The sequence below is a fragment of the Mesorhizobium sp. M0830 genome (genome assembly GCF_040319965.1).
Classification (GTDB): domain Bacteria; phylum Pseudomonadota; class Alphaproteobacteria; order Rhizobiales; family Rhizobiaceae; genus Mesorhizobium.
This window is the reverse complement of record NZ_JAMYOR010000055.1, coordinates 26,042-47,152: the sequence shown is the minus strand read 5'-3', so window position 1 is coordinate 47,152 and position 21,111 is coordinate 26,042. Positions and strand designations below refer to the sequence as shown.

Annotated in this window: 17 protein-coding genes and 5 pseudogenes; 12 read left to right on the top strand and 10 right to left on the bottom strand. The window is 57.7% G+C overall.

Translation table 11 applies throughout. From position 1 onward, the window contains the following. The 5 genes and pseudogenes from NKI20_RS26050 to NKI20_RS26030 form a co-directional block, all read left to right on the top strand. Nucleotides 1-340: group II intron maturase-specific domain-containing protein (locus tag NKI20_RS26050; protein WP_352835746.1), on the top strand; the 340-nt coding region annotated here is incomplete at its 5' end. A 58-nt stretch (nucleotides 341-398) separates the two neighbouring features. After that, nucleotides 399-845 (top strand): annotated as a pseudogene (locus tag NKI20_RS26045) (IS630 family transposase); the annotation flags it as partial. Between the two features lie 184 nt (nucleotides 846-1,029). Continuing rightward, on the top strand, nucleotides 1,030-1,185 hold the full coding sequence (locus tag NKI20_RS33815) for a transposase (RefSeq protein ID WP_502898163.1): 156 nt from the start codon (nucleotides 1,030-1,032) through the stop codon (nucleotides 1,183-1,185). Nucleotides 1,186-1,384: 199 nt separating this feature from the next. Then, entirely contained in the window at nucleotides 1,385-1,726 is a 342-nt protein-coding gene (locus tag NKI20_RS26035; protein ID WP_352835743.1) for a LysR family transcriptional regulator, read from the top strand. An 864-nt stretch (nucleotides 1,727-2,590) separates the two neighbouring features. After that, entirely contained in the window at nucleotides 2,591-3,298 is a 708-nt protein-coding gene (locus NKI20_RS26030; RefSeq protein WP_352835740.1) for a class I SAM-dependent DNA methyltransferase, read from the top strand. A gap of 243 nt (nucleotides 3,299-3,541) precedes the next feature. Here NKI20_RS26030 and NKI20_RS26025 read toward each other — a convergent pair. After that, nucleotides 3,542-4,352, bottom strand: a pseudogene (locus NKI20_RS26025) (IS5 family transposase). 1,173 nt (nucleotides 4,353-5,525) lie between these two features. Here NKI20_RS26025 and NKI20_RS26015 point away from each other — a divergent pair. The 6 genes from NKI20_RS26015 to NKI20_RS25990 all read left to right on the top strand — a co-directional run bounded on the left by NKI20_RS26015 (nucleotide 5,526) and on the right by NKI20_RS25990 (nucleotide 11,394). After that, on the top strand, nucleotides 5,526-6,290 hold the full coding sequence (locus tag NKI20_RS26015) for an SDR family oxidoreductase (RefSeq protein WP_352835737.1): 765 nt from the start codon (nucleotides 5,526-5,528) through the stop codon (nucleotides 6,288-6,290). A gap of 27 nt (nucleotides 6,291-6,317) precedes the next feature. Next, nucleotides 6,318-6,677, top strand: coding sequence for a hypothetical protein (locus tag NKI20_RS26010; protein WP_352835734.1), 360 nt, complete (start codon nucleotides 6,318-6,320; stop codon nucleotides 6,675-6,677). A gap of 51 nt (nucleotides 6,678-6,728) precedes the next feature. Next, nucleotides 6,729-7,535 (top strand): SDR family NAD(P)-dependent oxidoreductase, encoded by an 807-nt coding sequence (locus NKI20_RS26005; protein ID WP_352835732.1) that lies wholly within the window; start codon nucleotides 6,729-6,731, stop codon nucleotides 7,533-7,535. A gap of 46 nt (nucleotides 7,536-7,581) precedes the next feature. Then, entirely contained in the window at nucleotides 7,582-8,604 is a 1,023-nt protein-coding gene (locus NKI20_RS26000) for a hydroxymethylglutaryl-CoA lyase-like TIM-barrel protein (RefSeq protein WP_352835729.1), read from the top strand. A gap of 227 nt (nucleotides 8,605-8,831) precedes the next feature. Further along, the gene (locus NKI20_RS25995; RefSeq protein WP_352835726.1) at nucleotides 8,832-9,839 is read left to right on the top strand and encodes a PLP-dependent aminotransferase family protein; all 1,008 of its coding nucleotides are present in this window, start codon (nucleotides 8,832-8,834) and stop codon (nucleotides 9,837-9,839) included. A gap of 481 nt (nucleotides 9,840-10,320) precedes the next feature. Further along, entirely contained in the window at nucleotides 10,321-11,394 is a 1,074-nt protein-coding gene (locus NKI20_RS25990; RefSeq protein ID WP_352835723.1) for an HAD-IIA family hydrolase, read from the top strand. Between the two features lie 573 nt (nucleotides 11,395-11,967). On the opposite strand, the pseudogene NKI20_RS25985 reads toward NKI20_RS25990, so the two are convergent. Beyond that, a pseudogene (locus tag NKI20_RS25985) lies at nucleotides 11,968-12,154 on the bottom strand (biotin/lipoyl-containing protein); the annotation flags it as partial. Between the two features lie 170 nt (nucleotides 12,155-12,324). On the opposite strand from NKI20_RS25985, the gene NKI20_RS25980 reads away from it, so the two are divergent. Beyond that, nucleotides 12,325-12,516: a hypothetical protein gene (locus NKI20_RS25980; RefSeq protein ID WP_352678858.1), complete on the top strand. Its 192-nt coding sequence runs from the start codon at nucleotides 12,325-12,327 to the stop codon at nucleotides 12,514-12,516. A gap of 157 nt (nucleotides 12,517-12,673) precedes the next feature. Here the strand turns inward: NKI20_RS25980 and NKI20_RS25975 are convergent. The 8 genes and pseudogenes from NKI20_RS25975 to NKI20_RS25940 form a co-directional block, all read right to left on the bottom strand. Beyond that, nucleotides 12,674-13,307 (bottom strand): annotated as a pseudogene (locus NKI20_RS25975) (electron transfer flavoprotein subunit alpha). 71 nt (nucleotides 13,308-13,378) lie between these two features. Beyond that, nucleotides 13,379-13,456 (bottom strand): annotated as a pseudogene (locus tag NKI20_RS25970) (electron transfer flavoprotein subunit beta/FixA family protein); the annotation flags it as partial. 110 nt (nucleotides 13,457-13,566) lie between these two features. Further along, the gene (locus NKI20_RS25965; protein ID WP_352835720.1) at nucleotides 13,567-16,536 is read right to left on the bottom strand and encodes an NAD(P)-dependent oxidoreductase; all 2,970 of its coding nucleotides are present in this window, start codon (nucleotides 16,534-16,536) and stop codon (nucleotides 13,567-13,569) included. 303 nt (nucleotides 16,537-16,839) lie between these two features. Next, nucleotides 16,840-17,682, bottom strand: a complete 843-nt coding sequence (locus NKI20_RS25960; RefSeq protein ID WP_352835717.1) for an NAD(P)H-binding protein — start codon at nucleotides 17,680-17,682, stop codon at nucleotides 16,840-16,842. 353 nt (nucleotides 17,683-18,035) lie between these two features. Continuing rightward, nucleotides 18,036-18,380, bottom strand: coding sequence for a tautomerase family protein (locus NKI20_RS25955; RefSeq protein ID WP_352835714.1), 345 nt, complete (start codon nucleotides 18,378-18,380; stop codon nucleotides 18,036-18,038). A gap of 316 nt (nucleotides 18,381-18,696) precedes the next feature. Next, the gene (locus NKI20_RS25950) at nucleotides 18,697-19,860 is read right to left on the bottom strand and encodes a M24 family metallopeptidase (protein ID WP_352835711.1); all 1,164 of its coding nucleotides are present in this window, start codon (nucleotides 19,858-19,860) and stop codon (nucleotides 18,697-18,699) included. A gap of 183 nt (nucleotides 19,861-20,043) precedes the next feature. Continuing rightward, nucleotides 20,044-20,346, bottom strand: coding sequence for a hypothetical protein (locus tag NKI20_RS33810; RefSeq protein ID WP_502898161.1), 303 nt, complete (start codon nucleotides 20,344-20,346; stop codon nucleotides 20,044-20,046). Then, entirely contained in the window at nucleotides 20,343-20,702 is a 360-nt protein-coding gene (locus NKI20_RS25940; protein ID WP_352835708.1) for a SemiSWEET family sugar transporter, read from the bottom strand. Before NKI20_RS25940 ends, NKI20_RS33810 begins: the two co-directional genes overlap by 4 nt. Nucleotides 20,703-21,111: the final 409 nt, after the last annotated feature.

Below are 21,111 nucleotides of genomic sequence, written 5' to 3'. Positions count from 1 at the left end.
CTGTGGTTACACGCCTGCGGCCAGCCCAACGGCAATGAAGTCGATGCGGGCCACGATCAAAAGCTTGAACATCCCGCGGCAGACGACGCTGGCTGAAATCGCCCAACAGCTCAATCCACTCCTTCGCGGATGGATAGCCTATTATGGCCGCTACAGCCGTTCGGCCCTGTCCACTCTGGCTGATTACGTCAACCGGAAGCTCAGGGCGTGGATCATGCGTAAGTTCAAGCGCTTTCAGTCCCATAAGACGCGTGCCAGCCTCTTCGTGAGAAAGCTGGCGCGGGAACATCCAGGACTGTTTGTGTACTGGAAGGCGTTCGGAACGAATACGTTTGCCTGATGGGAGCGGTGTGAATCGAGAGGTTCACGCACCCTTCTGCGAGAGGCCGGCAGGTCAGCGCGGCGAGCGCTGCCGGGCCGGCGTGCCGCATGGCCACTGGAAGATCACGACCTTCACCGGAGCGCTGCGGCTGACGGGCATGACTGCGCCCTTCGTCTACGACGGCGCCATAAACGGCAACGTGTTCCTGGCCTATGTCGAGCAGGTGCTGGTCCCTACATTGTCGGAGGGCGACGTAGTCGTCATGGACAACCTGCCCGCCCACAAGGCCGCCGGCGTGCGCGACGGGATTGAGGCCGCAGGCGCGAGCCTGCTCTACCTGCCGCCCTACAGTCCCGACTTTAGTCCGATTGAGAACGCCCTCGCCAAACTCAAGGCGCCGCTGCGAGCAAAGGCCGAAAGAACCATCAAGGCTCTATGGGACGCGGTCGGCGCGGTCGTCGACCTCTTCACCCCAGCCGAATGTGCCAACTACTTCAAAGCCGCAGGATATGAACCGGATTAAACAGGACGTGCTCTAGCCGCGCTCCAGACAGGGTGGTCGCGCAGCAGGTTGTCGCCTGAGATCTGCGCCGCTTTCCTGACTTGAGGCCAAATCGCATCGATGTTTGCGCACGCACGAGCATGCGCGAGGTCCGCGGCCATCTGGAGGAGCAATCGAGGTGTCGCCAGAGTTGATCTCGGCCGTCATGGCCGAATGGCGGAACCGACCGCTCGATGCGGTCTATCCACTCGTCTTCTTCGATGCCATCCGGATCAATGTCAGGGGACGAGGTGGCCCGAGTGTCGGAAAACCGACGAAACGGTCGGTCAGTCGGGCCTGTCCGTATGACCGAATAGTCTAACTCACAGCAGTGCGCCAACCGGCACGCAACTTGCGTGAGCACGGCAAGACAGTCGCAGGTATGTCACGCCGCCCGGTGACGACTATTCGGTCTCTCAACTTAACGCATGTGTAGATTGGCGGCAGTCCTTTATGGGGCGGAGGACAACGTGGATACCCGGTCGTTCGGTTCGCGACTGTCGATCTGATTGGAGTGTTCTATGGCCCATCCTTATGGTGATCTTCCGTCCCTCGCTGTCCTTACTTCCCTCGAGGTATTCGAGGCATCGGCACGCCATCTTTCGCTCGAGCTTGCAGCTTCCGAGCTGAACGTGACATCGAGAGAGATCACTCGACAGATCAAAGTCATTGAGGACGAGCTTGGTGTTCCGCTGTTTGTGAGGTCAGGAACCGACGTGGTGCTTACCAGCGCTGGCAAGGATCTCTACACCGAGTTGGTAAGCATTTTGAAAGCCTCCGATGTCGTCACGACTATTAAACGCGGCGGTCATTCCCGTATGTCGCGATTGACTCCACCGAAGCGTTCTCGTCGATCTGGCTGATCCCGCGCATGTCGCGCTTTGGGGTCCAGCACGATAATATTAAAGTCGACCACATGATTTCCGAAGTTCGCGCGACTATCGCCGCACCGGGGTTAGGGATTCGCCGTGAGTTCAGATTGATGATGGCCCAGGAACCTTCGGGCGACGATGCTGCCCGTATTGTCGGCATTCGCAAGCAACGCTGCTGCCCATCGTAACGCGAAAGATTTCGGGCGGTATGCGCGGCCGCAAATCTCGCTGTGGGCAAGCGGCTGGCGGGTTCTGCGTAAAGGATGGTCAAGACAGAACTCGCTGTTGGAACCCTGATCTGCGGCAACAATTTATTAGGATGCCCCCTGACAGCGTCGTGATGTGACAATGCAGGTTCTACGTCGCCGTAATGGCATTGGACATCTCTTCCAGTTCGCGCAGAGCTCGAAAAGGAGCCTCTGAGATTGACGCGCAAGGATACTAACTTGCGCCCACCAACGCGTACCGGCCCGGCACCGAGGTTAAATCTAGTCTCCAGGTGAGGCTCCACTGCGGGCTGCCTTCCAAATACAATATCATCACGCGGATGCGCGCGTATTTTTGTTGCCGTCGCACGTCAATCTATCTCGAAAATACAAATTATAATATAGCGTATATCTCGAAGTTTAAATGATTGTCATATAAAATTCTCAAAAATTGCGTTTTTGATCCTGCATGCCGATGGTACAGTCGCTTGAGAATGCCAAATCGTCTATTTTTGCTGCCCATTGGAAGTGTCGATGGCTTTGCGCGGAGAGCATCGACGCAGGGCCGACATTCTCCGCATGTAGTGGCTCTTTGCGCGCCCATGAATGCAATCCCGCACCCATCTGCCCTTACACGGAGGAACTGTCAATGAAGACCCCGGATCAGCCGACACCACTGGAGCAATCCGCACGGGAGCGAATGAAGGCGTCCCATGCCCTCGATGGCGACGCCGGTCGCTTGGCCGACTTATATCGCGGATGGGCGAGTGCTTTCGATCTGGATCAGGGCCGCGTCGGGTACTGCGGGCCGACGATCGTGGCTGAAATGGCGGGCGCCATGCAGACGGCCTACTTGGCCGGAGAGCGAAATGACATCGCAATTCTGGACGCTGGCTGCGGAACAGGGCTCGTCGGCGTGGAACTGGAACGCCTCGGCTTCCGGTTGATTGATGGGTTCGATCTCTCCGAAGAGATGGCCGAAAAGGCCCGGCAAACCGGTGTCTACCGCCATGCCCGAGGCGACGTCGACCTTAACGGGCACCTCTCTGACTACTCCAGTGCGAGTTATGACCTGACCGTCTGCTGCGGCGTCCTCACGCTCGGACACGTCCGACCGGATGGTTTGCGCGAGCTGGCTCGCGTCACCCGCCCAAACGGCTTCGTCATTGCAAGCACCCGCAAAAGCTATGTGGAGGCGACATCCTTTGAAGACCAGGTGCGGCGTCTGCTGGATGAGGGCGTCCTTATACAAGCACAATGTCTAAGGAACGGCAAATACGTCGCCGAGGAAGACGCGCACTATTGGGTCTTCCGTGTCCCCGAGAAGATCAGCGAACCGACGGAGGAGCAGCCATAACCTCGCTACCGCAAATCGTGCTGACGACAAACTGGCAGCCGAGACAACGCATCAAGCTCATCCCGAAAGCTACCCAGCGGGTCATCGAATCGGGGGACCTGGTTGGATTCGAAACCGATATGGAGGAACCATTCGGGTATTTCGGTGACGTTTCGCGGACCTTTTACTACGACAACTGGCGTATGACGAATTGTAGACCAACATGAAGCTTATTCGGCCAGGGGTTAGAGTCCGTGCCGAAACTCATTGATGTCGCGCGATGCGTCGCACAAGGATCATGACGGCTGCTGCGTAGAGGAAAGCTGTTGCGGATTCGATGGTTGCCTCGGCGTCCTTCCATAGCCGCCTGTTGCGGCTGATCCAGGCAAAGAAGCGTTCCACGACCCAACGTCTCGGTTGCACGGCGAAGCCGACCTGATCAGGTTTTCTTTTGACGATCTCGACAGCGATCGAGGTGGCCTCGGCCACACGCGGTCCCTGATATCCAGAATCGGCGAACACCTTTCGGATGATGGGGAATGGTCGTCGCGAGGCGTTCAGGACCGGGCCGGCGCCGTCGCGATCCTGGATGCTAGCGGGATGCGGATATAGGACGAGAGCCGACCGTCGGTGTCGACCAGCGCATGGCGCTTGCGGCCTTTGATCTTCTTGCCGGCGTCATAGCCACGCGGCCCGCCACTCTCGCAGGTCTTCACGGTCTGGCTGTCGATGATGGAGGCCGTGGGTGAAGCCTCTCGGCCGCAACGTTCGCGATCCAGCATCAGGAGCTTGTGGTTGATCTTCTCGAACAGGCATGTGTCGCGGAACAGGCAAAACCAGCGAAACACCGTGCTCCTCGGCGGAAAATCCGATGCAGAAGACGCCACCCGATCCCGCCGCGCATGACGTAGAAGATCGCGTTCACGATCTCGCGCAATGGCCATTTGCGCGGTCGCCCCGTCGGGCAGGCCGTGGGCATGTATGGCGCGATCAAACTCCACTCTGCGTCCGTCATGTCTGTTTCGTAACGCAGGCTTTCGCGGTGATGCTGGCGGCGAGTAGCTGGCGTCCACATCAGGTCTCTCCAATCAGGCTTCGACAACCCGTTGGAATCACGACCGCGCCAGCTGCTCGACCCCTTCGGCGAGATCAATATTGGAGCACATGGTTGTGTGGATGTAGATTCACACGAATCCACTAACACATTGAACTAGGATAATATAATCATGGCTCAGACGCCCGTTGCCCGCCTTTGCCTGACTAGGCAGGATACGGAAAAACGTCGGCGCCGTCGGTGAACGAGGTCGTGTAAAATTGGAAGAACACTACCACGTAACATTCGACTGGTATGAATTTCTACCAACCTATCCATTAGCGAACGTGTCCTGATCTAGTCCCAACACTAATATTCGACCAATAAGATAACTCAGCAAACCAACAGGCTTACCTATTATTTATGAACTCAAGCATTACGTACCGATTGAGGGAATGAACGACAAGATGCGAGAGCGGTTTGCTCACGACAGCTTGCCGCTTTTCATGAAACAGCTTGCCGCTTTTCATGAAGATGGGAATTAAGCTCGTCGACAGGGTGGCTGCCCCCTATGAGCCTAGCAGCTTTGAGGCGGAGCGAGCGCGGCTCTCTGCCCTGCCGCTGTTCGCCTTCCAGCCACCGATGCTGATGTCCATTTCGTCTGCGGCCGCGGCCGGATTCCTGGAAACGCATACAACAGATCTGACGGAGTCGGTGCCTTTGCCGTTAGACGCGTTAGAGATTGCCTGCGTCGTCGCTCGACAAGCGCTACGCATGACGTCCTCATAACCGCACGAGTCCGCTCTCGGCGCCCCTTCAAGAAATTCGTCGCGCATGTCGGCTGGAGACGGCCTTATCATCCGCTCGACCGCAGTGCCGACTGTCTGATTTCGTCGTTCCCTTCGCCGCCTTTCCATCAAGTCGGAAGAGTTGTGGGTCAGATTGTTCACCCATTCGAAATGGCTCACAACTACGCCTCGTGCGTACGCGCGCTGTTTTCAGAACCGGCAGGCGACCCGTCACGTGTCAGAAGCACGGCGGAGTTACGTGGGATTCCGAACATTTGTGTCATCATCATGCACGGCCATAGGAAACCGAAGTTTTGTCAGCTGGGCTATCCTACTATTTTGAGCGGTTTTTTTCGGTTGGCACGGTACATGCGTGGCTGCCTGCAACGGTGCCAAGAAGCGTGGCGATGTCAATTGGGGGTGAAAGATGGATTTAGGGCTCGACGGTAAGGTGGCAATGGTCGCGGCGGCCTCAAGCGGCTTAGGTTTGGCCACAGCTGAGGAGTTAGCCAACGAAGGCTGCCGCTTGTCCATCTGTGGGCGGGATCCGGGGCGGCTAGAAAGAGCAGTGGATCGGTTGCGCGACGCAGGCGCCGAAGTGTTGGCGCGCACTACTGATTTAACTGACTGCGCAGATACAGCAGCTTGGGTTGCCGAAACAGCAGAGCATTTTCGGTGTATCGACATCTTGGTGACGAATTGCGGCGGCGTTGCTGCCGGGCCACCCTCGGCCATGAGGCCTAAGGATTTCGACGACGCGTTTGACCGAGTGCTTTTACCTTCGATAAATCTAGTTACGGCTGCCTTGCCGTATCTGTTGCGCTCGCGGGCGGGGCGAATATTGATGCTCGCTTCCGAGGCTATTGTACGGACTCCGGTACATTTCGCGCTGTCGGGTGTCGCACGAGCAGGGCTAGTGCCTTACTGTCACACGCTCGTCCAGGAATTGTCGGGGGAGAGCATCACGATAAACGTGCTCGCTCCTGGAGCGCACAGCACCGCGATTCACGAAGCCAATCGCCTCGGCGACCACGCCGAAGCCATCCGTGCGCTCGAGAATAGGACCCCAGCTCGACGTCTTGGCGATCCCTCGGAATTCGCAGCAGTTGCTGCATTCTTGGCCAGCGCCCGCGCGGCCTATGTCAGCGGAGCCCTGATCGTCATCGATGGTGGGCTGAGTGCAACCGTCTGAACAATTCGTAGCACTAGGAGCCGTCGCATGAACGAAACCAACGCAAACAGAACCGTCAACGATCTCGGCCGTACAATCGCACATGCGTGTATTCGCGATCGTCCCAAGCAAGAGCTCACTTTCCCCTTGAGTCTTCTGATGCTTGAAAACTCCTCCGCCAACAGGCCGACGCCGCGCCTCACAGTGCGCGATCAATCTACGGGAGTCGATCTTTCACGGCGCGAGTCGGACTACTGGTTTGAAATGAATTCTGAGGTACTTGACGCACCTAGGGCGCCGACGCGCTTCCTGCGTTTCAACGCGCCTGTGGCTATGCAAGGTATTTACTTACCAGTCGCGGGGCATCGCCGCTCTTGCGATTTGCCTCACGCTGATCTTGCCTGCTGAACGACGACCTTGACCTGAACTAAATCAAAATACTGGAGCGAGTTACATATTATGTTGGATAAAAATCCCAATTCTGCAGTTGGTGCGGAAGGATACCAAGAGCTCTTCGGTATTGATGGCAAGGTAGTCTGCATTTCAGGCTCGAGTCGCGGTCTAGGGAAGTCGCTCGCCACCCGCTTTGGACGATTAGGCGCGAAGATAGTCCTTTCCTCGTACAATATTGAAGAGTTGACCGAAGCAGAGGCCAAACTTGTGGACCAAGGAATCAACGTGACGGCTATCCGCGCTGATGTGCGGTCGCACGACGATTGCAAGGCACTGATCAGTGGCACGGTCGACCGGTTTGGGCAGATCGATGTGATGGTCTGCAACGCAGGTATCGACATCATTAAGCCAGCGCATTCATACGAAGAGGCGGAATGGGACGAAATTGTCGATACCAATCTGCGGGGCTATTATTATTGTGCGAAGTTTGCCGCCCAAGCAATGCTGGATCGGGGCGGCGGCAGCATCATCATGACTTCTTCGGTCGCCAGTTCGCTCGGCATACCGGGCCTAGCTGCCTATGCTGCGAGTAAGGGAGGCGTCAATCAACTAACGCGCACCATGGCGGTAGAATGGGCCAACAAGGGCATTCGTGTAAACGCAGTCGCACCTGGATTCATCAACAACTTCATGGATGGGGTGCATCCTAATCTCGATAGCCCTTATCAGCGCCGCGCAATGGAACTCACTCCGATGCGACGCCGCGGCAATTTGTCCGAATATTTCGGGCCTTATATTTTCCTCGCGAGCCCAGCTGCATCGTTCGTAACAGGCGAGATTCTCTATGTAGATGGGGGCTACGCCGCGAGCTGATGCAGGATGCTTCGATGTTGTGGCGGTATTTGGAGGAGGCTAGGCAATGTTAACCACAATGCCAGACGAAGTGAACTTCCTAGATTGCACCTTGCGCGACGGTGGCTACTACACAAATTGGGATTTCGCGCCGGAACTGGTGTCGGACTATGTCGCTACTATCAACACTCTCCCAGTGCGCATGGTCGAACTGGGGCTCGCCGGAAAGCCTGAGAGCCAGGGATATTTCGCCAGTGTGACAAGCTCTAAGGCCGAACAGGTGGCTGCTGGTCTCCTGGTCAAGGCATGCGTGATGATCGATGCCAAGGATGTGATTGCGAGCGAACTGCCTATACCCCTTGCCGTGATCCGCCTGATAGAAGGACTAGTGCCAGGGCATATCACGACCGTCCGCGTGGCGGCGCATTACAGCGACTTGGCTGCTTGCCGGAACATTTGCGCTGAGTTGTCTCACAGGGGCTTCCGTGTGTTTTTGAATCTCATGCAGATCGATGCAGCAAATGCTGCAGAAGTTGAGATGTGCCTAAAGGAGGTAAAGCAGATCGACACCATCGACGTGCTTTATATTGCCGATTCCTTTGGCTCTATGAAGCCGACTCGCGTTCAGGAATTCATCGGCCGGTTTGCGGATCGAATTGAGCCTGACATTGGATTCCACGGCCATGACAACCGCGGATATGCACTGGTCAATTCAGTGGCCGCCGCGATGGCGGGAGCGACCTGGATAGACTGCACCATGGGCGGCATGGGCCGCGGGGCAGGAAATACGGCTAGTGAGCAGCTCCTACCGATTCTCACTCGCCTCGAAACATCCAAGGAACGGGCACTCCTCGAGCACGTCCTGCGTCACTTCGGTCCGCTTCGCAAACGGTATGGCTGGGGTAGCAGCGCAGCATATCAATTCGCGGGCTCAAACTTTATCCATCCGTCCTATGTTCAAAAGCTACGTGAAGGCGGGGCATTGTCTGACGCCGCGATTATCAGCCGCCTTTCGGACCTCCGCGCCGATGAACGGATGAGTTTTGCCAATGAAAAGCTGTCGGCGCTGATGGCGCAGGATATCGCCTGATCGCAGATATCTCCGTTGAGGTGCCCCTTTTTCCCAATTTGGAGGAAGCCATGACTCTCCCAAATGCGGTTGTGAAACCATCGGTCCTCCCGTCGGATCCGCGGTTTGCATCAGGCCCTTGCCGTAAACATCCTGGTTGGAGCGTGCACCCAACTATGCTGCGCCATGTTGGACGAAGTCACCGGAGCTCCGAGGGAGCAGAAAGGCTAGGAGGGGTAATCAGGCGCATGGCCTCTTTGCTGGAGCTGCCTGATAGCTGGCTCTGCGGAATCGTGCCCGGTTCGGGCACTGGGGCCTGCAGCATGGCCTTGCAAAATCTACTCGGCCCTTTTCCAGTCGAGACATTCTTGTCAGACAGCTTCTCGCAGTATTGGGCAAATGAGATCGATACGTTGGCGCTTGCCCGCCAAAGCCGGCACATTTGTGCTTACGGAGATTTTCCGAGCACTAGCGGGATCGACCCCAATCACGACATCGTTCTAGTGCTAAACGGCACCAGCAGCGGCGTTTGTCCACCGGATCTTGACTGGATTCTTCCTGACCGTGCCGGGCTTGTGATCGCAGATGCCGTCTCGGCAGCATTTACGAGGCACATCGACTTCGATCGGATCGATGTTCTGTGCTGGTCGTGGCAGAAGGCGCTTGGCGGCGAAGGCGGCCACGGCATGATCGCGCTCTCGCCTCGAGCCCAGGCACGGCTGAAAGCCAGCGGACGTAAGCCTGTAGCCAGGCTCATGAGACTGCACAACCCCGACGGATCTGTGAACAAAGCGTTCTTTGTCGGCCGGACGATCTCGACCCCCAGCATGTTCGCCGTCGAGGATATCCACTCTGCGCTCGACTGGGCCGAAGCGTGCGGCGGACTACCCGCGCTTCTGAACAGGGTTGCCAATAACTATGCTGTGATGGCCGACTGGGTAAACTCTACTCCTTGGATTGATTGGACTTGCACCAATCCGGCAGCACGCTCCACCTGTTCAATTACTCTTCGGCTTGTACGAGAGCAGCTCGCTGCCGGCGCGAAAGAGGATGACGGTAAAATCGTTGCGGGGATGATCCGTCTGCTAGAAGCCGAAGACGCGGCTTTTGACATCTGGAGCTACGGTGACGCGCCACCGGGATTCCGGATATGGGCGGGGCCTACGGTTGAGGCAGATGACTTGTCGATTTTATGCGAGTGGCTGGCCTGGGCTTACAGCGAGACGTGCGAGGCCAGCATACCCCCGACGCAATAAGTCGTGCGTGACAGAGAGCTTGTTCAGGGATGATATCATGAGCAATGATACTCAACAAAGGCGGTTGATCTACTCAGAACATACTGCAAGTGTGTCCTTTCGTGTCCAACTGCCGGCAGGAGATTCTGCCCCAGCGCGCAAATGGGCCAGGAGTTGTCAGGATGCAACGCAGCGTTGACCCCACAGGACATAGCCTTTTCGCGATAAGGTCCGTCCGCAAGGGCGAAATCATTGGACGGTTCGGTGGCCGCCTTGTTCCAGCCGATTCTATCGATGCCTATGTGGCGAAGGTGGGCAGGTTCGGCCATCAGGCTCACCCGCGCTTGTACGTTTGCCCCGAAAACGCTGATGAGATCTCACGGATCGGAGCAATCAATCATAGCTGTGAACCGACTGTCGGCCTATCTGATGCACTCACGCTTGTGGCGATGCAACATAATGTTGCGAGCAAGGAGGGGCCCGTCGAGCTCCTGATTACGCAATGACCGGATCTCCGGCAGGCGGCTTTTCCGGCTGTAAGTGTGGCGCCCGACACTGCCGCGGCAAGATCACACGCGACGACTGGCGCATCAGACCGTTGCAAGAGGCTTATCAAGGCTACTTTGCGCCGTTCAAGACGCGTGCGGTTCAGCCAGGGACGGAGTCGGCCTGTGCTCTGACCACGGCCCTCGACAGCCCACCAACGCTCGAGCGTCCTCCTCAGACACTGGCAGAGTGCTATGACGCGATACTTTTCGACGCGATGGGGGTCCTGATCAGCGAAAATGAAGCGCTCCCCGGTGCTGCTGATATCTTGGCCCGGCTTAATATGTCCGGTCAGCCATACTACATCGTGACGAATATCAGCAGTGGATCGGATGAAACGATATTCGCACGTCTCCGCTGCGCGGGACTTCCGATTCCGGCGGTCGACCGTATCGTGTCCGCGGGAGGTGTTGCGCGACATCGCGTGCTCGAAGAGCTGGCGGCCGGGCGGCTAGTTTCGTATGTGGGCAGTGCACACGCTGCGCACGAGATCTTCGGCAAGCATCCAAATCTTCATTGCGCTGACACGGCCGAGACATTCGACACACTCGTAGTGCTCGATGACGAAGGTTTCGATTTTAAACGGGCTGCCGATCACATCCTGTCCACCTTTCAACGCAAACTGGTCGAGACGGGCGAAATGCCCGATATCATAGCGGTGAACGCGGACATCATTTATCCTAGCAAGAACGGCTCACTCGTCTTTGGACCAAGCATAATAGGGCCAATGCTTCAGGCAGGACTAGCGCCATTCGGAGCCCCTCCAATCTCAGTAGAGTTTATGGGCAAGCCAGGAAGAGCGATTTTCGAAGAGTGCGTCGCCCGGGCCGGTACCGACCGTCTTTTGATGATCGGCGATCAGGTTGATACTGATATCAAGGGCGCAAAGGCGGCCGGGCTCGATGCACTTCTGGTAACCACTGGCCTCAACAACCGCGGCGAGTTGCGTCAAGACGAGAACGGCGCTCCCGATTATGTCGCAAAGAACCTCGATCAGATCTTCGACGGCAGTTTGTTTCCACACCTTTAATCGGCGAAGCATTCCAGTACAACAGATCAGGTTTGGGCAGCTCGGAGCGAGAATCGCGGAGCGGACAAGGCAGGTCTTGGCGGCAGCGGTTGAACGCGGCAGCACGAGGGAAATGGCGATAATCGTTTCGACTATTTATTTCGGCGGTAGGGTTGTACTGATGAGAGATGTGCCACGACTAACCGAAGCATTTGTAAAACCTGACCCTGCGTTCGGTGTCTTCCTAGCCAGCCTTCTTGCCGTTCTGGCCTCGGGCTCTCCTCATTTCAGTCGTCGTTCCGCGGCGTCGCCCTAAGAGAGAAAAAACTATGGGGCAAGTCGTGCCCACCTGATACTGAGCGGAACAGGAGAAAGGACGATGCCCCAACAGATGTGCCTGCGTGACGTCGGAATGCCAGGCGCTGCCCATGGCGAACAATAGCCGAGGGACACTTGGCCTTGGCCAAGCTATTTCGAACGCTGGACCCTGCTTCCGGTGGATGGAGCCGTAAGGTTCTTAGCGATTGGACGGAGATTGGGACAGGTTATGTGGGAGTCCGAGAGCTTCCAAAGTAATGGGCGTGCAGCCTCAACAACAACGAGCAGATCCTTGGCACGATATGATCGCCGGCCTTGACCAGCACCTCGGCGACCGTCCCGTCGCGCTCGGCATGCGCGCCGTCTCCATCTTCATCGCTTCGATGGAAAGCAGCACATCACCGGCCTTCACAGCCTGACCGGCGGCAACCGAAAGCGCCGAGACGACGCCCGGCATCGGCGAGCACGGATTAAGTTGCCGTTTGGTCGATACGGCAATGATCGCTTCAGAGCCCCAAAGAACCAGCCATGCGCTGACGCCATTAGGCAGGCCGCTTTTGTGGACTGCCTTGCCGAAATGATCGGACCCGGCAGCGAGCACTCCAGCACCATGACCGCAAGGCCGGTATCGGAATGGCCGGCACGTTCGACCGCATCAAATTGTACCGCTGGCACGGCAACGTCTATAGAGCGCGCGGTGAAATCGGCGATCTGCATCTCGACGCCGAGGCCGCAGACACCGTTTATCTGAGGGCATCAGTCGCACCGCTTGAGCCAAATCTCACTTTTTCTCCCTTTGTTTTATTTAGGATGCCCTCGATCTAAATAAGTATACTTCGAATAAGAATTGCCCGTGTAGAATTACCTAATATAATATAGCCATAATTATCCCTAATAGAGCTGTGCAAATTGCCAAAGAAAATACGATTCCGCGAATGCCGTTCTTCAAATCGTTTGCTCTTTTGTTGCCTGATGTCACTGATCATATTGCCTTTTCGAGTTCTGGGAGTATGAGGAAGAAGTCGCCGATGAGGACGTAGTCGGCGACCTCGAAGATCGGCGCCTCCCGTCCCTGTTGAAGGCGACAATGACCTTCGGATCCTTCTTGCCGGCAGGATGCTGGATGGCGCCGGATACGCCGCAGGCGATGTAGAGGGCGCCACCTTGCGGTCCGTGCCCTGTAATCACCCTCTTGGCGTCGGTCGACTGCACCGTCTGTATTGCGTTGCCGGGATAGATCGGACGCTTGAACGTGTCGGGCGTGACCACCTCGATGATCGCCGACAGCTGCATCACGTCGAGCAGGGCCGCGAGTCGCGGCATCACGTCTTGCCGAAGGTCGTCGCCGGCGCGATGGCCGTGTCGTAGCCGCCGGCGAGCGAAACGATGGTTGCCGCCAGCGGTTCGGCCAGCCGGTATTCCAGCTCGGCGGCTTCCGCGAGCAACACCTTGCGCACGCCCGCGAGTTTCGCGGCGGCGTCCGCGGCAGCCCTGGCGCCGTTACCGGCGACCAGCACGTCCACGTCCGCGCCGATCTTCGATGCCGCCGACAGCGCCTTGGCGGCCTGATCCGACAGAGTCTGGGTATCGTATTCGGCGATGAGGAGAATTGCCATTCTTCGCTTCCTTCAAATTCCTTGTGCCCGTGATCCTGTCCCGAAAGTCTGCACCTTTCGGGGGCACGGGCTTACAATACTCCGGCCTCGTTCTTGAGCTTGTCGACCAGTTTGGCGACGCTCTTCACCTTGACTCCCGCCTTGGGGCCGCCGGTGCTCAGGAGGTCAGCCTTTCAACCCATCGCCTTTCCGAAAGCATTCCCTCCAATGTTGAAAAATCTGGCTTGGTATAAATCAAGCCAGACGTTGCGTAGGCTGATTAAAGCTTTGCCGGCGGGGCGATGAGCCCGGCACCATCCAACAGCAGCTTTTGCTTCAAGATGCTCGTGGCCAGTAAAGCGCGGTAACGATCGACAACGCGTTCGCGATGAGCGGCATCATTGATCGCACTGAGCGCGCCGATCACAGAGGTAATCGCTTCGCTCGCGGTCCGAAGTTCCGCAAGCAATTCGGTATTTTCGGCCAGTCGAGCGACGTCGCTACGTGTAACCTGGGCGATTCCGACCGGCGATTTAGATCCATTGGAGATGTACCCGCCCGGAAGATCACCCTTGAGGTTGGTGACCAAACGATAGCGTATCGCATCGACCAGCTGGTCGACAGCCTGCTTGGTGCCGGCGACCCGGGTCGGATGGTCGGTATCGGCGGCCGCATGCGGGAGAAGCTCCAGCTTGTCGGCATGCTTCGGCAGCAGCGAAAGATAGGGCTTCATCGGGCCGGTCACGCCTTCGGCACCCTTGAAGATATCCGCATCGATGGCGGCATGCCGGACCTTGCCGGACGAGAGCACTTGGTCGAGCGCGGCAACGTCAACGAGTTCGCCGCGATCGTAGTTGAGAAGCACGGCTCGATCGTTGAGCGCGGTGAGGACGCTGCGATCGATCAGCCCGGCATTTGAGAAGGCGCCCGTGGCCAGATCCTGCCGGCCGAGGCCGAGATGCACGGAGAGTACATCCGCGCCGCTGGCGGCGGCGACAGGCGTTTCCGCATAGTCGTAACCTTCGGCAAGGATATTGTCGCGATGCGCCGGACGGGCATAAATCACAACATTCATATGGAAGGCTTTGGCGATCCGGCCTAGTTCCCGGCCGATATTGCCATAGCCGAGGATCGCTATCCGTTTGCCTTCGAGCTTTTCGGTCGGATATTCTGCAAGGTTCTTGCCGGTGTCGAAGTCGCCTTTCACGACCCTGTCGTGCAGCGCGTCGACCGGAAGGTCGGGCATGACCTTGAGCAGAGCTTTGATAGCCATCTGCGCCGTCGCGCGGCTGTTGATGCCGGGGGTGTTCATGAGTGGTGCTTCTCCGTGCTCCCCGTTTGTCCCGCCCCATGAGGTGGACCCCATGTTGCCGGTTCCAGTGCCGATGCGCACGCCGCCGAGACGGAACTTTGCGCCGGCGGGAATGAAGGTGGCGGCGGCGATGACCGCATCGTATCGGCCGTCGCCGGCTTCGGCGAGAATTTCATCGGCGGTAATGAGGTGCGGCTGGTAGAAGAAATGAATCCGGCCGTCGTCGGCCGTATTCGCCGCCTTGATCGAGGTCTCGTGGAAAACCCCGCCCTTCTCGCCGATATAGGCGGCAAGCTCGCTATGATCGAGGCGCCCATCAGCACCGAAGCGCAGGCCGATGGCGTCGGCAATCAGCACCTTGACAGTCCCTTCACGCACGCCTTCGCCGGCATCGGCGCTGGACAGGGCATAGTCGACCTTGCTCCCGTGCCGTTCCAGCTCTTCCTCCAGCACTACGATCTTGGCGCGGAGATAGGCGTATTTCAGGTTTTCGAGCAGCGCCGTGATGTCGGACGGCTCACGAATGCCGCCGACCCAGGCGCGATAATCGCCGGGCATCCCGGGGAAGGCGTTGACATAGCGGGCGGCATCGAGACCCCTCTCGTGCTCGCCGTTCGGATGGGTGATGCCCTCGTAGCCGAGCAACTGCTTCGAGCGCGCGACAATGCGGGCGTGCAGGTCCGACGATGAGATGGCACCGTCATTGACCTTCAGGAGCGTGACGGCGGCGCCGCGTCGCTCTTCCTCGCTGACGACGAGGCTGAACAATGGGTTGCGGTCGACCCATTCGTTGACGACCTCGCGATTGGCGGCCGAGCGCTTGTTGAGCTCGATAACGGAACCGATACGCCGCTCGGTCTGCAAGAGGCCGAACGTCGTTTCGGCAAAGGCGAGTGCGCTGTAGGTGTTGATGACGCCGCCGAGCATCCGATCTTCCTGCGCGTCGTAGAACGGGCCGGCATCGACGGACCGCTTGCTGCTGAGCGGCTGTTTGGGATCGAGCGGCGGCGCGATTTTCAGCTGGCGCGGAATGGCCCAGCATGGATTGCTCTGGTTGCGCTCGATGAGGGCGAGGGCCGCCGGCGTGAAGGCAGCGACGAAATAGCCGGAGACGCCGCCGATCGCCTTCTGGAACGGCATGAAGAGGCAGCACTTGGCCATGACTGCCCGTACAGTCTCGGGCGACCATGGCATCGCACCGAGCATGGAGGTGGCGTCAAAGACGGCGTGCCGGTTTTCCGGATCACCGTCCAGCCAGGTCAAGAGTTCGTGGATTTCCTCGTTGGTGTAGGAGTTCGCGCCCGTCGTCTCGTGACCGACGCCGACGAAGACAGAAATGCCGAGGTCGGCAAGAGTCTTGGCAGATGGGATCGCGCCTTCCTTCCGAGCGAAATGGATGCGGCTCTCGTCGCCCTTCTCGGCAAAGCGGTGCATTTCGATGAGCTGGGTCGCCCACGACTGGCGGAAGAAGCCCGAGGTGTCCGCATCGCTGCCTTCGGGGCGCGGCGTGTCGACGTAAACGCGCTGGTTCGGGTCATTCGCGTTCAGGAGATGCTGGACGCAGACCGTATAACCGCTATGGCCGCCACCAAGGCCCACGGCGATGCGGTTCGACTTCGGGAACTCGAAGTAGCGATGGATCGCCCGCATCATGTCCAGAAGGATCTTGTCGGCCGGATAACCGCGATGCATGCTCCGCGACAGTTCCGCCGTGGTGAACGCTCCGACGTCTTTTCCGGTGTCGTCGAACTTGCGATAGGTGCTCTCGATCCAGCGATCAAACTCGTAGCGGCGCAGCCGGCTGTCGACCTCGTCGGTCGTCGCGTCGGTTATAGGTCCCACGCCAAAGAATGGGTTCAATGGGATGGAAGGCGCGCCAACCCTCGTCTCTTCGAGTGCAGACTCGCGATGAGCAAGCAATTGGCTGTCTGAAATCAATGAAGATCCTCCTTATCGGCCTGGGCAGCGAAGCAGTGCCGAGCCGTCGGACATATAGTGTTGAAATCAATTGTCGCGTGGGCTACGAGATCGAACTATCCGATATCGCCCCTCCCGGACCGTTAGGTAAACCGCTCAAGCCTGACTACCGGTAAAATGCCCCGCTTACACCCCCACTCGATTAACTCCTTGAAACGTCGGGACGCGACCCATTTAAAGTTCGCCTGTTAGTAAAAGACTGCCTCTTTCTTATGAGCCGAGCCAAGAAAGACGACTTATTGGACTTTTCGAGGTGCACCAGAGCTACTGTGCCGCTTGTCGAGCGACGGCGCAGGCAATCTCTAGCGCGTCTAGCGGCATAGGCACCAGCTCCATCAGATCTGTTGCATGTGTTTCCAGGAATCCGGCCGCCGCGGCGGACGAAATGGACATCAGCATCGGCGGCTGGAAGGCGAACAGTGGCAGGGACGAAAGCCGCGCGCGCTCCTCCTCAAAGCTGCTCGGCTCATAAGTGGCTGCTATCTTCTGCGCGAGATCCGGGATCGAAAATGCGGTAGCTCCCGACAACTCGTAGCAGCGGCCGGCATGGCTAGCCGGATCGCCCAGCACAGCAAGCGCCGCTTCGGCCAGATCCGCTCTTGCGACTGCGGAAATCCGACCCTCGCCAAATGGCGTGGCAATCACCCCGCCGCGCGGCGCGGCGAGAGCGCCAATCAGTTCTGCATAGAGACCGTTGCGAAGGATGGTCCAGCACATGCGGCTTGCCCGAAGCTCGCGCTCGGTCCAGCGATGAGCCAGGGCAAAGCCGAGATGATCGCTAGCATAGGTGAGACTCGTATAAACGACGTGCTTCACCCCCTGCGCGCGGGCAGCAGCCAGAACGACACCATGCCGACGCATCACGCTATCGTCTTCGGCAGAGCCGGCCGAAGTCAGCAACATGGTCTCAACCCCGGCGAAGTCAAGCGCTTCAGGTCTGTCGAAGTCTATGTGCCGGTCAGCAGTGGCTGCTCTGCTGCCGGTGAGAATCGCAATGCCCTTCTGCCGCGCCCGTGCCACGATCTGCGATGCCAACTGGCCCGAGGCTCCGGTGATGAGGATCATGGCACTTCCTTTCATGGATGTGTGGTGCTCAAGGCGCTCCAAGGTTATCGATGAAGACTCAGATCATTTTTCGTTGGCCCGCCGGAGACCCGCTCCGACGTCTTCAGCTTCTGCTAACAGACGATGTCGCAGTCGGTTTCACTGAGCCAGCCTGCTGGTCTTCCGTCTGACCTTTCGGGCGGTTGTCGCGGCAGAAGCGGCTCAGGCAAATCCGCAGCCATTAAGTAAAGCCACGGCCACCACGCGCAAGAACGTTCGCGGGCGCGAGGCATTCAGAACGACCTTTCCAGCACTACCGCGCGTCCCGGGCGCACTTTAAGACGAATTCGCCCTTTGCCCCAACATCTCCTCACCGGAAATAGATTAACCGCAGGTCGCAGAGATAGCCGGCCCCATCACATCCTGGACCAAAGCTTGCCGCCGGTCGCCCAGTTGTTAGGCTCATACTCATCGAACACCACATGGATTTGTTCTGGCCTTAAGTTCATCTTGTCACAGAACAGCTTTGTGATCTCAGCCACCAATTGTGCCTTCTTATCGTCATCAGACTTGAACGTTTCGATATGGATTACGGGCATGGCTTGCTCCTTCGTTGCTCTCTGCCGAGCAGGTTGATAACAGAACATTGCCTCGACGATCTCCAAACCAAGGCCGGGCCGGGTGGAAGCGAGATTTGACCGTCTGTGATGCGAATTGCGCTCTATCATGATCACGTCGAGAGCGTCCTCGATCGTGTCCATCGGACATGACGTTCGCGCCTTCATTGACAAAAGCGTCGCTCAGTTGGAACGCAACGGTGCCGTTATCCCCCGCGATCAAGATTTTGCGATACATGAGCTCTTGTCCCCCACTCGTTCCTCCGAGGTCCAGAAGCCGATTAGTTTAATCTCCGTATTTTCGAAAAGCGGCACGCTATCCCGAGCAACCGCTCGCATCCTGTCCTTCATTTCCTCGGTCGGTCCGTGGTGCCGCAGTCGTAGATCATTGGCGTAGCCTTGCCTTCGTGAGTTTTGCCGCATGGCCGTTGATTCACGCGATTGGGAGTCGAACCAGGTTCTAACTCAGGAGACGTTCGTCAAAAGGATAGTTTGAAAGCAACTCGTAGCCGTCGGACGTAAGGAGCAATTGCTCCTCAAGCTTCACTCCGTCTCGTTCGCCGACGGCGCCAATATAGCTTTCAACACATATTACCATGCCTGCTTCGAGTGTCGCGTCGTACGCTACCGGACCACGGAATGATGGTTTGACTTGCGGATATTCATCGCACATCCCAACTCCGTGGATAACGCAGGGGTAAGCCTGCTCCCGAAATTCGTCGGGCACCGGCCAAGCTGAAGCTTGCAGATCCTTCATGCTGACGCCTGGTCGGATAAGCTTCATGTTGGTCTGCAATTCGTCATACGCCAGTTGGTACAGTTGGCGCTGGCGCGCACTAGGCGGGTTCTTTCCGTAGTAGAATGTCCGTGAAACATCACAGAAATACCCAAATGGCCCGACCATATCGGTGTCAAATCCCACCAGGTCTCCCTCCTCGATGACTCGTTGGGTGGCTTCCTGGAGCCACGGATTAATTCGCGGCCCGGAAGCTAACATTCGTCCCTCATGCCAGCCGCCCTGGTTGGCGAGGTTGGTGTAGTTGAGAAGTCCCCAAAGCTGCACTTCCGTTACGCCTGGCCCCATGCTCTCCTGCATGCGCGCAATGCCGTGCTCGGCGACGGCGCAGGCCCAGCGAATACACGCTATCTCGTCATCCGATTTAATGACCCGCGCCCCTTCCACGATGTCCACCGCATCAATTACCTCTAGACCGCGCTGCAGCAAAGCCTGGGTTATGCTCGGGTTCACATACTCCACCGCCACTTTGCGATTGGCGGTACCGATTTCGCTTAGGAACCCAACGATGTCGTCGGCGAGGAGCCTCGCGCCGTCCGCCAGTTCGTTGCCTCCTTCAAAAAACGAAATAGGCCTTCCGTGCCTTACACGGTCTGCAGAGCACGCGTTGCCAATACCCTGATGAAGGGTGATTGGCCCATCAAGAGGCAAAAAGAGGTATGTGACGGGAATATGCGACTGAAACAAAGGGTATGCATTGTAGTCCACCGCATAGCGAATGGTAATGGGGCTCACCAGGACACACATTGCGACATCAGCTTGGCGCATTGCCGCTCTTAGCCGCTCTTTCCGGTATCCATCGAGCCTTTTAAAGTCGATATCCGGCATTGGTCGAAACTGCCGCAAGTCGCTCCAGTTGTCGTGGAGTACGAGTTCATCCGGACCTCGTGATCCCAATTTGGAATTCGTCATAGAGCCCTCGTACTTGTTGCAGCTATGCTGCTGATTAGCCCCGCAGAAATGCTACGGTCGTGAGCTATAGGCAGCGGCGCACCGCACTTCAAATGAGTATTAGTGGCCGGCCGCATAACCAGGAGTCATAACCATGTCCAAGGGGCGTAAAAGGCTGCGCGAGGCCGTTATCGATGTCCAGCGCGCCATAACTTCAGGCTTGCCATCGAATAACTTCTTGGACGCTTCCAAACCGGCGGTATGAAGGCCCAGATCATTAGGCACGGCTGCCGGAAATACCCGCTCCGACGTCTTCAACGCCTGCAAGCAGACAATGTCGTCGTCGGTTTCACTGAGCCACTTCAGGAGCACGGGAAGCCGGCCATTGACGCCATTCACATTGAAGGTTGCGATGCGCCTCATTTCGACCGTTTCATCTTTGGATCGGCCAGACGAGATCGCCCGGCCGACCGCTCGGTGCTTGAGGTGGCCGGGTCAAGAACGTCCGCGACGGCATCCTTCTTCGCGCGAGGAAGGAGCGTCATGACGAGAATGAAGGCCGAAAGCACCAGGCACACTCCGTTGGTGATGATAAGGGGCCATTCGTTCTTCAGAATTCCGAAGATCAGCCAGAACGCAAGTCCCAGCACGTAGATGCCGTACATCGGTGCTGAAATGCTGCTCGTGTCCCGGGTTTTGATGATCTTCCAGACTTGCGGGGTAAAGCTGGTCATCGAGCATAGAGCTGCGAAGTAGCCAATAACCGTGACCCAATCCATGTGCGAGATTGCCTGCTGGATTTTCCGTTTAACCCTTTCGCGTGGTTGTCGCGGCAAGGGCGGCTCAGGCAAGTCGGCGGCCCCCAAGTAAAAAACGCTCAATGGCACTGCGACATTCCGCTCGGCGTGACTTCGTTCCTCTCCGCGGGCGCAAGGCATCCTGAGCCATCCGAGCCTGATGAAACGGATGTGTTATCCTTTATTGAGCCCTAGTACGTCGTGCTTGCAATGCCTGCCAAGCTGCGATGTAGGAATACTAGACGGCGCCTGATCGAACTTCAAATGAGTATTAGTAGTGGGCCGGATAACCAAGGGTCATGACCATGTTTACGGATCAGTTTCACCTCGGTCGGAGCCGGCCCCAACGCCATATCTGTCTCTGATCTCTCCTGAGGCCTGGCTGCCATGG